Here is a 15,331-nt window from a genome sequence, read left to right on the forward strand (position 1 = left end):
TCCGCAACTTCCCTTGTTAGTCTTCGATCCTAGCCGATGCTCTGTCCAGGCCGCGTGAGCACGGCAGTTCGAAACGGAGCCGGGATCATTTTTTCTTTTTCCCGCCAAACGGGAAGTAGGGGTTGTGGCCGGCCGGCCCCTGGTAGGTGCGGCGGCCCGGCAGGGGAACATCGCCCTTGCCCAAGCCGCCCTGCGCGGTGCTGGGGAGGTCTTCTGCCGGCAGGTAACCGCCCTCCGGGCCAGCGGGACGGCCGTAAGGGAACGAGTCCTCTTCCCGAATGTCGGGACCGGCACGGAACGACTCGGCGTCGAACTCGCCGGAAATTCGCGGAATCAGGCCCGTATCCACCGAGACGGTGGCCCGCTCCGGTGCCCTCCGGACCTCCGCCGCGCCGTCTGCCTGCGGCCCCGTGCCGGGCCCTGCGGCGGTGCTGCGCCGGAGCCGCCCAAGCAGCGGCTGCAGGAGGTCCTGCAGCTCGGTGACCCGGAAGAGCTTCAGCAGCAGGAAATAGGCGGCCAGCATGACGGGACCGACGACGACGATTGTCACCAGGGCGGCGGTCCGGTCGCTCCAGGCGTAGCCGTCCGGGTTGTAGCTGCCCAGCAGCCACAACGCCACAGCTCCGGCGAGGGCGGAACCCAGGGCCGCATACCCCATGCGGATGTAGGAGCTGGCGATGCGGGGCCCGTCGAGGTGGCCCAGGAGCCGGCGCAGGAAGGTCGCGCTGACGATCACGGAAAGGATGTTGCCGGCCGTGTAGAGGATCGCGATGGCGAAGATGATCTGATCGAACGGCAGGAACTGGATCGCGAACGCGGCCGACAGGTTGACCAGCGCCAGGACCAGCTGGATGAAGAACGGCGTCCGTGCGTCCTCATTGGCGTAGAACACCCGCGACATCATGAAGTTGGCGCTCATGAACGGGGTGCTGAGGGCCAGGATCGTGAGGGTTTGGGCCAGCATGACGCCGTCCAGGCGATTGTTGCCGGAGAAGAACATGCCCAGCGGTCCGGCCAGCGCGAAGAGCGCCAGCGCGCCGAAGACGGTTGCCACGGCCATGGTCCGCAGCCCGTGGGAGAGCGCGTTTCGCAGGGCGGCCCGGTCACCGTCCTGGGACGCCCGGGTCATCCGGTTGAACAGCACGGTGGCCAGGGACAGGGCAATGATGGAGTGCGGCAGCAGGTACAGCTGGCTGGCCACCTCCAGCACCGCGTTGCCTGGAATGAAGGCTGCCGCGGGATCCCCGGCCTGCTGGAGGCGGAGCCGTTCCGCGCCCGGGATCGTCGCGATGCGCATGACGTAAAGGAAGGCGAACTGCCCGACGGCGGCGGTCGCCAGGGTCCAGACGCTCAGCTTCGCGGCATGGCCCAGACCGACCCCGCGCCAGCCGAAGCGCGGCCGCAGCCCCAGCCGGAGCCTGAACACGGGGATGAGCAGCACGGCGGTCTGGGTGACGACGCCGATTGTGGAGAACCCGGCGACGAGGATGGTCTGGAACGGGCCCCAGTTGTCGATCGTGTGCGGGTTGGTGGCGTTGGCCCCCATGATGCCGATGAACATGCCCAGCCCGGCGATCGCCACGACGTTGTTGATGATTGGCGCCCACATCGCGGGTCCAAAGGCCCCGTGGGCGTTGAGGACCTGGGTCAGCAGGGCGTACAGGCCGTAGAAGAAGATCTGCGGAAGGCACCAGAACGCGAACGACACCGCGAGGGCCTTCTGCTGCGGCGAGTAGCCCTGGGTGGTCAGTTGAATGACTGACGGCGCCAGGAGCGTGACCAGCAGCGTGAGAACGAGCAGCACCAGCACCGCCAGCGTCAGCAGCCGGCTGATGTAGTCCGCTCCCTTGTCCGGCGCCTTGCTGGCTTTGATGATCTGCGGCACCAGAACAGCATTGAACACCCCGCCGGCCACCAGCAGGAAGATCAGGTTGGGAAGGTTGTTGGCGTTGATGAAAGTGTCGTTGACCGTCGAGCCCAGGCCCAGGGCGGCGGCCAGCATCCAGGTCTTGGCGAAGCCCAGGAAACGCGAAACGAGGGTTCCGGCGGCCATGACGGCGCTGGAACGGGCTTCTCCGGATTGGGCAGCTTTGGAATCGGCGGGGCCGGAGGGTACGGGGGCGGGTTTGGCTGATGACATCGTCTTCATCGTCTCACCCGCGCGGGGCATTAGTCGCTATCCGTGGACGTGACCGGCCGCACCGGCGGCCTTCAGCGGTCTTCCGGCAGGACTTCTTTGGCCAGATCCGCGATGCGGCGTTCGTTGGGGAAGGACAGCTTGCGCGCCAGCTCCTGGATCGGAACCCATGCGACGTCCACGGCTTCCTTGTCCGGATCGTTTTCGATGGTGAGTTCCCCGCCGGTGGCCCGCAACAGGTAGTGGTGCACGGTCTTGTGGACGCGGTGCCCGCTCACGGTGAACCAGTAGTCGATGCTCCCCAGCGGTGCCAGGATCCTGCCTTCGATCCCGGTTTCCTCGGCGATCTCGCGGACCGCGGCTTCCTCGTTGCTTTCCTTGCCTTCCGGGTGGCCCTTCGGCAGGCACCACTCGAGACGTCCGCCGCGGTTAAGGCGCGCGATGATCGCTACCCGCAGGTCGGCGTCGGACATGTCCACCACGACGCCGCCGGCGGAGATTTCCTCCACGGTGGGCAGGGAGGCCTGGCCCGTGTGCTGGACAGGCGCGACGTTGGCACCTATTGCCGACGGCAACGGTGCGTTTGTCCTCCTGCCGGGAGCGCTCGGTACGGGATGGGCCATGAGGTCCACTCTAACGACTCTTGCCCGCTGTTGATGACCTAAACATGGCCGGAAAGTAGACGGCCGGGAAAGTCGGCCCGCGCCGGTTCGTGCGCAATCGTGACGAACCCGCCGGATCCTTGCGGGTTCCGGTGTGGTGCTGGCGCGGTTTTCTGACAAGCTTAAGTAACTATGGCGCACGCACATCACAAGACTGACTCCCACACCGTTTCTTTCCAGGTGGATCCGGTGGTTCTGGAGCTCGGGCAGCGCTTCGTGGACGCCGGCCACGAGCTGTCCCTCGTGGGCGGGCCGGTCCGTGACCTTTTTCTTGGCCGGGTCTCGCCCGACCTGGACTTCACCACTGACGCCACTCCGGACCAGACGGTTGCCCTGATCAAGAAATGGGCGGACAACTACTGGGAGATCGGGCGCGCCTTCGGCACCATCGGGATGCGCAAGGACGACTTCCAGATCGAAATCACCACCTACCGGGCCGACGCCTACGATCCGGAGTCCCGCAAGCCGATAGTGGCCTTCGGAACATCCCTGACGGATGACCTGTTGCGGCGGGACTTCACCATCAATGCCATGGCCCTGCGGCTGCCCATGCTGGAGCTCGTCGATCCTTTCGGCGGCGTCCGCGACCTGCACGCCTCGATCCTCAATACGCCCGGGCCGCCGGAAACGTCCTTCTCCGACGACCCCCTGCGCATGATGCGCGCCGCGAGGTTCGCGGCCCAACTGGGGGTGTCGCTGCACGCAGACGTCCGCGAGGCCATGGTCCGGATGGCTGAACGGATCAGCATCATCTCGGCCGAACGCGTGCGCGATGAACTGATCAAGCTCATCTGCGCCGCGCAGCCGCGGGCCGGCGTGGACCTGCTGGTCGATACCGGACTCGCGGACCTGGTGCTGCCGGAAGTCTCGGCCCTGCGCCTGGAATCCGATGAACACCACCGCCACAAGGACGTCTACCAGCACTCGCTGCAGGTCCTGGAACAGGCAGCAGCGCTGGAGTCGAAGGCGGACGGCCCGGTTCCCGGCCCGGACTTCGTGTTGCGGTTCGCCGCCCTCATGCACGACGTCGGCAAGCCGGCCACGCGCCGCTTTGAACCGGGCGGCGCAGTGAGCTTCCGCCACCACGACATGGTGGGCGCCAAGCTGACCGCCAAGCGCATGAAGGCGCTGCGCTTCGACAACGACACCATCAAGGCCGTGGCCAGGCTTGTGGAGCTGCACATGCGCTTTTACGGCTACGGTGAGGCCGGCTGGAGCGATTCCGCGGTCCGCCGCTACATCACCGACGCCGGTCCCCTCCTGGAGCGCCTGCACCGGCTCACCCGCTCCGACGTCACCACCCGGAACCAGCGCAAGGCGGACCGGCTGTCCTTCGCCTACGACGACCTCGAGGACAGGATTGCGGCGCTGCGGGAGCAGGAGTCCCTCGACGCCGTCCGCCCGGACCTGGACGGCGGCCGGATTATGGCGCTGCTTGGTCTCAAGCCCGGTCCCGTGGTGGGCCGCGCCTACAAATTCCTGCTGGAAGAACGCATGGAGCACGGCCCGCTCGATCCCGCCGTCGCCGAATCCCGCCTGCGGGACTGGTGGGCGGCACAGCCCGAGGCGGCGCCCGCCGGCGCCGAACTCTCCACCACTGAGGAGTCCTAAGTGATTGCACCATCCAACGGCCCCCGCCCCCAACTGTGGATCCTGCGGCACGGTGAAACAGAGTGGTCCAAGAGCGGGCAATACACCGGTCTCACGGACATGCCCCTCACGGTGGAAGGCGAGCAGCAGGCCGTGGAGGCGCGCAGGGTGCTCGAGACAGTCGACTTCGACCTCGTACTGACCTCACCCCTGCGCCGCGCCCGCCGGACCGCCGAACTCGCCGGCTACCCCGACGCCCAGTTGGAGCCGCTGGCGGTGGAGTGGGACTACGGCGACTACGAGGGCATCAGCTCGGACCTCATCCGCAAGGACAACCCCGAATACCTGATCTGGACGCACGGCGTGCCCAATGGTGAAGCGCTCGACGACGTCGCCGCCCGCGCGGACAAGATCGTGGCCCGGGTGCTCGAATCGGGCCTGGACAATGTGCTGATCGTCGCGCACGGGCATTTCTCCCGCATCCTGACCGCCCGGTGGCTCGGATTGGACCCCCGCGAGGGCCGGCATTTCGTGTTGGGGACCGCCAAAGTCTGCACACTGGGATGGGATAAGAAGACACCGGCAATCGTGCGCTGGGGACTCTAAAACCGGTTTTTAAAACAAAGTTAAAAAAAGTTTATGAATTCGGTAGGCAACTGCCGCATTCGTAGTGTATTTTTATTTCTGACCCCAAGGCGACTTGCCGGGGTCACGGCGCGCGTCGCCCGGCCTGTCAGCCGGAGCCACGGCAGAACAGAAAAGGAGGTTGGGAAAATGATGATTACTTTGACTAGCGGATGGATGTACTCCACCACCGCCAACCCGGCCTCGTTCGCTGACCCGCGCCCAAATGTCGGACTGACTGTTTCCTGACCGCTTTCCCGTCCCAGGCAATGCAGCCTGGGGCCCGCGGCAGTTGGCCTTCCATGACGGAAAGCCCAATGACGGCAGCCTGAACAGGCGGAACCACGCGGTTGCGCAGCCTCCCCATAGTTCGGAACCCAGCTTCTTGTTGGGGTTTCGGCGCTACCGCGTCCAGGGGCCATTCTCCATCGAATAACTATTTCCTATCCGGAATTCCGGCCTAATTAAGGCCGGGGATTTTCGGGCTAATTGCCACGCCCGGAACCGGTTATTCGAATTCCCTGCATCCAGCGCTCTATTTGTCGCGCCCAAAATACGGCGGCCCGTTTCATCCGCCCATTCCTGCTGCCTCCTGTTCGCCCCATTGAACCAAGGCGGCTCAATCCCCACCAACGAAAGGTCCCTGTGACTACCGCAACCACCGCTCCTGCCCACCGCACAGCCCTGCCCGCCACCAGGGCGCGCCGATCGAGTCCCCGAGGGGAGGTAAGAACCATGATGAACAAGCTCTATACGGTCCTGTTCCGAAAGCTGAGCCGCAGGGAGTCGACACGCTTCAACGGCCAACTCTTGGACCAAAGGCGGGACGACACGTTCCTCGCCATGCATCAGGCCGGCCTGATTCGCTGACGCCCGATCTGCTGACGGCCGGACATTTCCGCCACCGGCGCATGGACTAGTCCCGTGCAGGGGCGGAGCCCGTTGCCGGCAGGACTGTCCGCAGCGAAGGAGGACCTGATGACTGACATTGGAACCGATCCCAGGGAGCCCGTGCGTCGCCGCACGGGCTCCCCCTTTTAAGCATCCCTTCGTGGCCAGCCGTTGTGGCGGCTCCGATACGACGTGCCAGCGAAGACCGCGGCGCGGCACGGGTCAATGTCCCCCGGTAAGCTCAAGGTCATGCAGGAGACAAAGCCGCCGGAGCGCAAACGGGTCCGATTGGTCATCCCGAGCCGCAGCGACCCTTTTCTCCGAAACTTCACGGAACTGGTAGGCGGTCCCTTGGGCCACCGCTCGGCGCCCGGGATCGTTTCGCCGGGATTCTTTACGGTGGATCGTGTTCTGGTCATCCTCACTGTCCTCGCCGCCCTGGCCGGGATTCTGCTCAAGAACTTCTGCCGCACCAACGGCTGGGAAACACCCGGGCAGTTCTACGCCACGTGCTACTCGGACTTTCCGGAGCTGTTCCGCAACCGCGGCCTCGGCGATGGCGCCTTCCCCTTCATTACCCCGGGAAGCCTCTTCGAGTACCCCGTGCTGATGGGTTTGATTGCGGGTGCCACCGCACTTCTGGTGCCCGGCGCCGGCACCGACGATCCCCGCGTCCTTGGCTACTTCGACGTCAACGCCACCTTGATCGCCGCCGTCTGGATCATCACCGTGCTGGCCACGGCGCGGACGAACCGCCGGCGGTCCTGGGACGCGGCGATGGTTGCCCTCGCCCCCGGCATTGTCCTGGCGGGCGTCATTAACTGGGACATGTGGGCCGTGTGCATGCTGGCTCTTGGCATGTACTTCTTTGCGCGGAACAAGCTCGTCCTCGCCGGGATCTTCATCGGCCTGGGCACGGCCACCAAGCTCTACCCGCTGTTGATCCTCGGCGCCGTCCTGCTGCTGGCGCTCCGGAGCGGGCGCATCCGGGCGCTGCTGATCACGGCCGGTGCCGCAACCGCGGCCTGGCTGGCGGTCAACGTCCCGGCAGCCGCGGCAAATCCGGACGGCTGGAAGTACTTCTACCAGTTCACGCAGGAGCGGCCGGCGGGCTACAGCTCGCCCTGGTTCGCCTACAACCTGGTGGCCGCCCGGCTGGGCTGGAATCCGCTTGAGGCCGCGGCCATCAACTCCCTGGCACTGGACCTGTTTCTCCTGGCCTGCATCCTGATTGCGGTCCTGGCACTGACGGCACCCCGCCGGCCGAGGATCGCGCAGCTGGCGTTCCTGATCGTGGCCGCGTTCATCCTGACCAACAAGGTGTACTCCCCCCAGTTCGTGTTGTGGCTGATCCCCCTGATCGCCCTTGCCCGGCCCCGCTGGCGTGACTTCGTCATCTGGCAAGCCATCGAAGCGCTGCACTGGGGCGCCATCTGGATGTACCTCGGGCAGGCAACCAGCGGCGGCTCGACCCAGCACAACATCGACATGCCCTACTACGTCCTGGCCGTGGTTGCCCACATGCTCGCCACCGCGTACCTGATGGCCCGTGTCGCCTGGGACATCTGGGATCCGTCCAGCGACGTGATCCGCTGCCACCGCATCGATGATCCGCATGGCGGCCCCTTCGACGGTGCACCGGACTGGCTGCGGATTGATCTGCGCCGGCCCGCGGCGTCCCTGGTGCCGTGGCGGAAGCGTGCCGTGGCGGAAAGCCACAGCGCATGACTGACGTCGCCGTCGTCGGTTCCGGCCCCAACGGGCTGGCCGCGGCGGTGACCATGGCGCGGGCCGGACTCAAAGTCCACGTGTTCGAGGCGGCCGCCACACCCGGCGGCGGACTGCGCACCGCCGAACTGATGGAACCGGGCCACTTCCACGACGTCTGTTCGGCCGTGCACCCCATGGTTCTGGCCTCACCCTTTTTCCGCCGATTCGAGCTGTCCAGGCGCGTGCCCCTGGAGGTGCCCGAGCTCTCGTACGGATCCCCGCTCGACGGCGGCCGCGCGGCGCTGGCCTACCGTTCCCTGGACCGCACCGTTGCGGAACTCGGGAGGGACGGCGCCGCCTACCGCCAGCTCATGGAGCCCCTCGTGCGGCGGGTGGAGGGCGTCGCGGACCTCACCCTGAACCAGCTGCTGCGGATTCCGGCAGATCCCCTGGCCGCCGCCGCGTTCGGCCTCCGGGCGCTCGAACAAGGCTCGCCGCTGTGGAATGCGAGGTTCAGCCAGGACCTGGCTCCCGCACTGCTGAGCGGCGTCGCCGCTCATGCCGTGGCGCCGCTGCCCTCGATCACCGCCGCCGGCGCCGGGCTGATGCTGGGCGCCCTGGGCCATGCCGGCGGCTGGCCGGTTCCGCGCGGCGGATCGGCCGCGATTGCCCGGGCGCTGACCGCTGACATCGAGGCCCATGGCGGGGTGGTCGAGACCGGCAGGCGGATCACATCGCTCGCGGAGCTGCCGCCGGCCCGGGCCACGCTGCTGGATGTGGCACCCCCCGCGCTGCTGCACCTGGCGGAGGGCCGGCTCCCGTCGCGCTATAAGAGCGCCCTGGCGTCCTTCCGCTTCGGGAACGCTTCCTGCAAGGTCGATTTCATCCTCTCCGGACCGGTGCCGTGGGCGGCGGACGGCCTCGCCGATGCCGGGACGGTGCACGTGGGCGGCACCCGGGCGGAAACCGCCGAAGCGGAACGCCTGGTCGCCTCGGGACGGCATCCGGACCGGCCCTACGTGCTGGTATCCCAGCCCTCGCGTTTTGATGCCGGCCGCGCGCCGGCCGGCCGGCACATCCTGTGGACCTATTGCCACGTTCCGGCCGGTTCCACCGTGGACATGAGCGATGCGGTCATGGCGCAACTGGAGCGCTTCGCGCCCGGGTTCCGGGATGTGGTGGTGCAGTTCAAGGTGACCACGGCCGCAGGGCTGGCGGCGTACGACGAGAACTTCGTCGGTGGGGACTTCGGCGCAGGCCGCATGGACCTTTGGGGCATGTTGCGGCGGCCGGTGCTGAGCCCGGTGCCCTGGCGGACGCCGCTGCCAGGGGTGTACTTGTGCTCGTCGTCGACCCCGCCCGGTCCCGGCGTCACCGGGATGCCCGGCTTCCACGCCGCCCGGCATGCCCTCAAGGACATGTTCGGTCTCGGCGTCCCGGACCTCGGATACCGGGTCCCCTAGCCGCTAGCCCCGACGCGGCGCCGCAACGGCCGCCGTCGCCGCCCTGGCGGACAGCCGTCCGTCGCGCATGCTCGCGACGGCGTCGGTGAGCGGCACGAAATCGGTGTCGTGGGTGACCATGACCGTTGCCACGCTGAACTCGTCGGTGACCTGCCGCAGCAGCCGGACGATTGCTTCGCTGCGCTGGTGGTCAAGGGCTGCCGTCGGCTCGTCCACCAGCAGCACGGCAGGGTTGCCCATGAGTGCCCGGGCAATGTTGACGCGCTGGCGCTGGCCGCCGGAGAGCTGGTGCGGCCGCTTCGCCAGGGCATGCCCGAGACCGACAAGGTCCAGCAGAGCCGCGGCGCGTTCCCCGGCCGCCCGCGCCGTCCCGCCGCGCAGGCGCTGGGTGATCACGAGCTGCTCCACCGCGGTGAGGGAGGGCAGGAGGTTGGGCTGCTGGAAGATGATGCCGATCTTGTCCCGCCGCAGTGCGGTGCGGCCGGAGTCGGGCAATCCGCCGGCGTCCTCGCCGTCGACCACCACCAGGCCGGCGGAGGGCCGGACCAGGGTGGCGGCGACGGCCAGCAGGGACGACTTGCCGGACCCCGAGGGGCCGATCAGGGACACGAATTCGCCTGCGTTCACCTTGAGGCTCACGGAATCCAGGGCCTTAAGGGTGCCGTCTCCGTCCGGGTACTCCAGGGTGACGTTGACGAGGTTCAGGGCGGTGTTGTTCAGGGTTGAGTTCACGAGATATGCCTTTCTAGGAATATATGGGCGGGCCGGGGCTGCTCAGTTGCCGCCGAGGGCGATGAGCGGATCGACGCGGGCCACGCTGCGGACCGCGAGGGCTGCCCCGGCCAGGCCCAGGAGCACGATTCCGGCGATGGGCAGCAGCGTTGTCCAGGGCGTGAGGAGGAACGGCGCCGCCTGCGACGCGAGGACTCCGCCGGCCACACCGGCCAGCCCGCCGGCCACCGCGCCGGCCAGCAGGACCAGGGCCGCCTGCGCCATGGCGTCCCGGAGGATGTAGCGGGCGGACCCGCCCAGTGCCTTCAGAACGGCGATGTCCCGGGTGCGCTGGACCGTCCAGACCGTCAGGAAGGCAACAATCACGAGGGCTGAGATGCCGTAAAGGAAGGCCTGCATGAGCAGCAGCGAGCCGTTCTCGCTCTTGTACGAGCCGAGGGCCTGGAAAGACCCGTCGATCGTGGTGCTGACGGTTCCCGCGGCGGTATTGGCGGCACCGAGATCCACCCCTGTACCGGACGTGGAGTCGAATGTCACGGCCAGCACCGTCGCGGCGTCCGCGTCTTGGATATGGGCCAGCTTCTGCCAGTCGGCCAGCGTGGTCCACACGACGCCGGTGTGGGAATACCACTGCTCCGGCACGACCGCCGTCACCACGAGGTCGGCGCCGCCCACCGAGGCGTGGCTGCCGATGCTGAGCTCCAGGTCCTCCGCCAGTCCAGCTCCGACGGCGATGGTTCCCTCTGCCAGCGTGGCGGGAGCCAGGCCTGCGCCGGGCTCGGTGCCGAAGACCGCAACGCTTGCCGTGTGTGCCGGCACGCCTCCGGCGCCGAGTGCCTGGAAGCGGCTCTGGCTGATCCCGACGGCGTCGGCGCGGGCGACGCCGTCGCGCGCCGACCACAGGCTCTGTTGGGCGCGCGTGACCTCGGATTCGGTAAACGAGGCCTTGGCTGCGCTCCCGGCCGGGGCGCCGAAGACCAGCTGGTCGGCCGGGAGGGCGGCGAGGGCCGACGTCGACTGGTTTCCGAGGCCGGCCGTCAGTCCGGAAAGCATGACGAGCAGGAGGGTAATGAGGGCGACGACCGCACCCATCAGGGCGAACCGTCCCTTGGCAAAGCGGATATCGCGGATGGCGAGATACATGGTGTCCTTCGTGGTGTCGTTTGAGGCGCTTGTGGCGTTGCTTCCAGCCTTCCCTCCGCCGGGCTCCGGGGCATCGGCCGCCCGGTTGGACCGCCGGCACCGGTCGGACGGCCCTGCGATCAACCAAAAGGTTGATTCCGCCGGGGGCGGGCCGTTTTCCGCAGGAGCCCCGCCGCACCGGCACTACGCTGGAAGCATGGAGGGCGACGCCGGCAACACGGTCCACAACGGCACAGGACCCAAGGGCGCTGGGCATGCCGGCGCTGGGCACGCCGACGCTGGGCATGCCGGCGCACCGGCGCCGGGCACGGAGCCCACCGGGGCGGCCGTCATTCTGCGCGTCCTTCGCGTGAGCCTGCACGTCGGCTTTGCGGTGCTGCTCCTGGTGGCGCTGCTCCGGCTCCTGGCCGGCGGTATCACGGGCCAGGAGTGGATCACCCTGTTGCTGGCCGTGCTGCTCGCCGCCTTTTACCTCGTGGGCACCGTGCTGGAGAAACGGCACGCCGCCCGCCGGACCCGGTTCGATCCGCGGCCCTACTCGGCCTGGTGGCTGGGCGGCGTCTGCCTCCTCTGGCTGCTGCTGGTCTGGGCCAGTGCCGACTTCGTCTGGCTGGCCTTCCCGCTGTTCTTCCTGCAGTTGCACGTGCTCCGGCGCCGGCTGGCGCTGCCGGCGATCGCACTGAGCACAGTGTTTGTCATTGCGGCGCTCTGGTTCCACAACGGCGGTACCGCGTCTCCCGATCTGGCCAGTGCGGATCCGGCCAGCGTGGGGCTGCAGCTGCCCATGGTGCTCGGGCCCGTTTTCGGCGCAGCCTTCGCTGTGGTCACCGGGCTGGCCTACCGGGCACTGTTCCTGGAGGCGGAAAACCAGCGGCTGGCGGCCGAAGAGCTCCGCCGCACCCGTGCCGAACTCGCCCGGACCCAGCACAATGCCGGCACCCTGGCCGAGCGGACCCGGCTGGCCCGGGAAATCCATGACACCCTCGCCCAGGGCTTGTCCAGCATTGTGCTGATGGGGCGCGCGGCCGAGAAGGCCCTGGACGACGGCGAACCCGCCGTGGCACGGGACAGGCTCCGCATTGTCCGGGACACGGCCGCCGCCAACCTGGCAGAGGCCCGCAACTTCGTCCGGGCCCTGCAGTCCCCCGATCTTGAGGACGGCTCCCTCGTGGCCGGACTTCTCCGGCTGTGCGAAACGACCGAAGCGGAGACCGCGGCGCGGGGTGCCGGGCTGCGTTGCCGCCTCGACGTCGAAGGCGTGCCGGTGGAACTCCCCGGCGCCCACCAGACGGTCCTGCTCCGGGCCGCGCAGGCGAGCCTGGCCAACGTGCGGGCGCATGCGCAGGCGGGCACCGCCGTCGTCACCCTTTCCTTCCTGGGCCCGGACGTGGCCATGGACATCTACGACGACGGCGCCGGATTCGACCCGTTGGCCTTGCTGGCCCGTCCGGACGGGTCCGGCTATGGTCTGACGTCGCTGCGGGACCGCGTGGCCGCCCTCCACGGGCAGCTGGACATCGAGTCTGCCCCGGGTGAGGGAACCGTGGTGGCCATCCGGCTGCCACTGGGCCAAGCGCCCGGTTCCAACGCCGCGCCGGCGCCGGCCCGCGGGGACCGGAAATGAACAACATCCGGGTGTTCCTGGTGGACGACCACCCGGTGGTCCGGGCCGGTCTGCGGGCAATGCTGGGTGATCTGGAGGGCATCACAGTGGTGGCCGAGGCCGCCGACGGCGCCGCCGCGCTGGCCGGGCTGGCCAGGCTCCACACCCTGGGCGAGCCCGCGGACGTGGTGCTCATGGACCTGCAGATGGGCGCCGGCATGGACGGCGTCACCGCCACCGGCCGGATCAAGGCAGGAGAGGCCGGCGAGCCGGCGCCGCCGGTGCTCATCCTGACCACCTATGACTCCGACGCCGACATCCTGGCCGCCGTCGAGGCCGGCGCCAGCGGCTACATGCTCAAGGATGCCCCGCCCGAGCAGATCCGCCAGGCGGTGCTCTCTGCCGCGGCGGGCGGCACCGCGCTGGCCCCTGAGGTCGCGGCCCGGCTGATGGGCCGGATCAGGAATCCGGAGCCCGCCCTGTCCGCCCGCGAGGTCCAGCTGCTCGGATTGCTGGCCACCGGGATGGGAAACCGGGCGATCGCGAAGCAGCTGTTCATTTCCGAGGCCACGGTCAAGACGCACCTGGTGCACATCTACGGCAAACTCGGCGTGGACAACCGCACCGCCGCGATCGCCGTGGCAGCGCAGCGCAGGATCATCCGGCGGCCCTAGGCGTCCCCGGCGGGCAGGTGACGGTGTTATGTGACAACAGAATTGTCGGTGGCCCGGGGCATAATGGGCGCCATGGGGAACTCATCAAAACTTGCACTGGCCCTTGTGGGCCTTGTTCTTGGCGGCTCGCTGGTCGCCTGCGGCGACGGCCGTGAGGGCGCCGAAAGCGCTGCCAAACAGCTCGCCTCCGCGGTGTCCGCGCTCGACGTCGGATCCGTCGCCTTTGAGGGCAAGGACTCAGGTGCCGCCAACGACCAGCTCAAGGAAGTATTCAAGGGGCTTGACCCGGCCCGGCCTGCAGTGGACAGCGGCCAACTGACGCTGGAGTCCGATAAGGCCACGGTCCCGCTCAACTACCGCTGGAAGATCGGCTCCGAAGAGTGGAAGTACACCACCTTCGCCGAGTTCAAGAAGTCCGGCGACAAATGGCTGACGGTCTGGAACCCGGCCACCCTGGTCCCCGAACTGGCCGAAGGCGAGCTCGTCGGCTCGGCAACCCATTCGCCGTCGCGCGCCGACATCCTGGGCGCCGGCGGGGCCCCGCTGGTCACGTACCGGCCCGTGGTCAATGTTGGCATCGACAAGCCGGCGCTCGGCGGTGCAGACGCCGCCGATTCCGCCACCAAGCTTGCCCAACTGGTGGGGGTCGACCCTGCGGCGTACGGCCAGCAGGTCGCGGCGGCCGGCCCCGAGGCGTTCGTTGCCGCCATCACTTTGCGTGAAGAAGGACGGACCATCACCGACGCTCAGATCGGTGAGATTCCCGGCGCCCGTGCCATCCGGGACTCCCTTCCGCTGGCACCAAACCGCACCTTCGCCCGCGCCCTGCTGGGCACGGCAGCGGAGGCGAATGCAGAACAGATAGAAAAATCGAACGGCGCACTCAAAGCAGGGGACACCACGGGCACAGGTGGCCTGCAACAGCAATACGACGCGCAGCTTCGCGGCAGCGACGGCATTCAGGTCTTCGCCGAGAAGGCAGGCCTCACCGCCGCAGAGAAGCAGGCTCTGCCCAACGCGGGACGCCGCGTACTTTTTCAGACTGAGATAAAGGAAGGCACCCCGCTGAAAACCACCCTGGACCCGAAGCTGCAGCAGCTTGCGGAAGACGTCCTCGGCAAGGTGGGCCCGGCGTCGGCGATTGTGGCGCTCCGGCCCTCCAGCGGCGCCGTCCTGGCGGCCGCCTCCGGGCCGGGCAGCAACGGCTACGACACCGCGATGCTGGGACAGTATGCCCCTGGATCGATCTTCAAGATGGTCGATTCCCTGGCCATGTTCCGCAACGGCATGACGCCCGACTCCAAGGTGGACTGCCCGCCCACCCTCACGGTGGACGGCCGCACCTTCAAGAACGCCGAGGGATACCCTGAGTCCTCCCTGGGGTCCGTGACGCTGCGCGACGCCTTTGCGCACTCCTGCAACACCGCGTTCATCAACGCCCGCGACACCGTCACCCAGGCACAGCTCGAATCCGCCGCGACCTCCCTGGGCGTGGCAGTTGAAGCACCTGCGCTCGGCGCGGCCGCATTCCTCGGCTCCGTCCCCGGGGATGCCGAAGGAACCGAACATGCCGCCTCCATGATCGGCCAGGGCAAAGTGCTCCTGTCCCCCCTGGCCGCCGCCGTCATGGCCGGCTCGGTTGCCAAGGGAGCCCCGGTGGCCGCCCAGCTGGTATTGAATCCGAACGAGGGCGACAGTCCCCCAGATGCCCAGGGCGCCGCGCCCACAGGAACGGCTACAGCCGGCACGTCGCCGGCTGCCCCGGCCTCCGGTGACGCGACGCCGTCGGCCCCCGCACCGGCCACGGCCGTCGAAAAGCCGGTAACTGCAGCGGAAGCCGCGGCACTGGCTGACATGATGCGGGCCGTCGTCACCAGCGGTCATGCCGGGTTCCTGGCCTCCGTCCCGGGCGAGCCCGTCGGGGCCAAGACCGGAACGGCCGAGTTCGGCAACGACACCCCGCCCAAGACGCACGCCTGGATCGTGGCCGTGCACGGTGACCTCGCCGTCGCCGTGTTCGTCGAGGACGGCGGACTCGGGGCCACCACCTCCGGGCCGCTGCTCAAGGAGTTCCTGACCCGGGCCGGCTGAGCGGACGCTTT

12 protein-coding genes are annotated in these 15,331 nt (G+C 68.2%); 8 read left to right on the top strand and 4 right to left on the bottom strand.

Features of this window, described 5'->3' with window-relative positions; translation table 11 throughout:
* Positions 1 to 85: 85 nt before the first annotated feature.
* Both murJ and AC1DDH_RS13315 read right to left on the bottom strand, forming a co-directional pair.
* Entirely contained in the window at positions 86 to 2,149 is a 2,064-nt protein-coding gene (murJ, locus tag AC1DDH_RS13310) for a murein biosynthesis integral membrane protein MurJ (protein WP_476859687.1), read from the bottom strand.
* Positions 2,150 to 2,211: 62 nt separating this feature from the next.
* Positions 2,212 to 2,760, bottom strand: a complete 549-nt coding sequence (locus AC1DDH_RS13315) for an NUDIX hydrolase (RefSeq protein WP_223914878.1) — start codon at positions 2,758 to 2,760, stop codon at positions 2,212 to 2,214.
* Between the two features lie 171 nt (positions 2,761 to 2,931).
* Here AC1DDH_RS13315 and AC1DDH_RS13320 point away from each other — a divergent pair, with 171 nt between their 5' ends.
* From AC1DDH_RS13320 to AC1DDH_RS13340, 5 genes are all read left to right on the top strand, one after another.
* The gene (locus AC1DDH_RS13320) at positions 2,932 to 4,410 is read left to right on the top strand and encodes a CCA tRNA nucleotidyltransferase (protein WP_223914879.1); all 1,479 of its coding nucleotides are present in this window, start codon (positions 2,932 to 2,934) and stop codon (positions 4,408 to 4,410) included.
* Positions 4,411 to 4,995 carry a histidine phosphatase family protein gene (locus AC1DDH_RS13325; RefSeq protein ID WP_028277661.1) on the top strand — a complete coding sequence of 195 codons (585 nt, stop codon included), beginning with the start codon at positions 4,411 to 4,413 and terminating at the stop codon, positions 4,993 to 4,995. It abuts the gene before it with no gap.
* A 753-nt stretch (positions 4,996 to 5,748) separates the two neighbouring features.
* Complete coding sequence (locus tag AC1DDH_RS13330) at positions 5,749 to 5,883, top strand: hypothetical protein (RefSeq protein ID WP_263407439.1); 135 nt, start codon at positions 5,749 to 5,751, stop codon at positions 5,881 to 5,883.
* A 270-nt stretch (positions 5,884 to 6,153) separates the two neighbouring features.
* Complete coding sequence (locus tag AC1DDH_RS13335) at positions 6,154 to 7,632, top strand: glycosyltransferase family 87 protein (protein WP_476955596.1); 1,479 nt, start codon at positions 6,154 to 6,156, stop codon at positions 7,630 to 7,632.
* The gene (locus AC1DDH_RS13340) at positions 7,629 to 9,077 is read left to right on the top strand and encodes a phytoene desaturase family protein (protein ID WP_476856765.1); all 1,449 of its coding nucleotides are present in this window, start codon (positions 7,629 to 7,631) and stop codon (positions 9,075 to 9,077) included. Before AC1DDH_RS13335 ends, AC1DDH_RS13340 begins: the two co-directional genes overlap by 4 nt.
* 3 nt (positions 9,078 to 9,080) lie before the next feature.
* Here AC1DDH_RS13340 and AC1DDH_RS13345 read toward each other — a convergent pair whose 3' ends face one another.
* Positions 9,081 to 9,809, bottom strand: a complete 729-nt coding sequence (locus AC1DDH_RS13345) for an ABC transporter ATP-binding protein (protein ID WP_476947382.1) — start codon at positions 9,807 to 9,809, stop codon at positions 9,081 to 9,083.
* A 42-nt stretch (positions 9,810 to 9,851) separates the two neighbouring features.
* Positions 9,852 to 10,952: an FtsX-like permease family protein gene (locus AC1DDH_RS13350; RefSeq protein ID WP_476955597.1), complete on the bottom strand. Its 1,101-nt coding sequence runs from the start codon at positions 10,950 to 10,952 to the stop codon at positions 9,852 to 9,854.
* Between the two features lie 196 nt (positions 10,953 to 11,148).
* Here AC1DDH_RS13350 and AC1DDH_RS13355 point away from each other — a divergent pair, with 196 nt between their 5' ends.
* The 3 genes from AC1DDH_RS13355 (at position 11,149) to AC1DDH_RS13365 (ending at position 15,320) form a co-directional block, all read left to right on the top strand.
* On the top strand, positions 11,149 to 12,576 hold the full coding sequence (locus tag AC1DDH_RS13355; RefSeq protein WP_476955598.1) for a sensor histidine kinase: 1,428 nt from the start codon (positions 11,149 to 11,151) through the stop codon (positions 12,574 to 12,576).
* The gene (locus AC1DDH_RS13360) at positions 12,573 to 13,229 is read left to right on the top strand and encodes a response regulator (RefSeq protein ID WP_230009120.1); all 657 of its coding nucleotides are present in this window, start codon (positions 12,573 to 12,575) and stop codon (positions 13,227 to 13,229) included. Before AC1DDH_RS13355 ends, AC1DDH_RS13360 begins: the two co-directional genes overlap by 4 nt.
* A 72-nt stretch (positions 13,230 to 13,301) precedes the next feature.
* Positions 13,302 to 15,320, top strand: a complete 2,019-nt coding sequence (locus AC1DDH_RS13365) for a penicillin-binding transpeptidase domain-containing protein (RefSeq protein WP_476955599.1) — start codon at positions 13,302 to 13,304, stop codon at positions 15,318 to 15,320.
* Positions 15,321 to 15,331 lie beyond the last annotated feature (11 nt).

The organism is Arthrobacter sp. 10T425, from assembly GCF_056393985.1.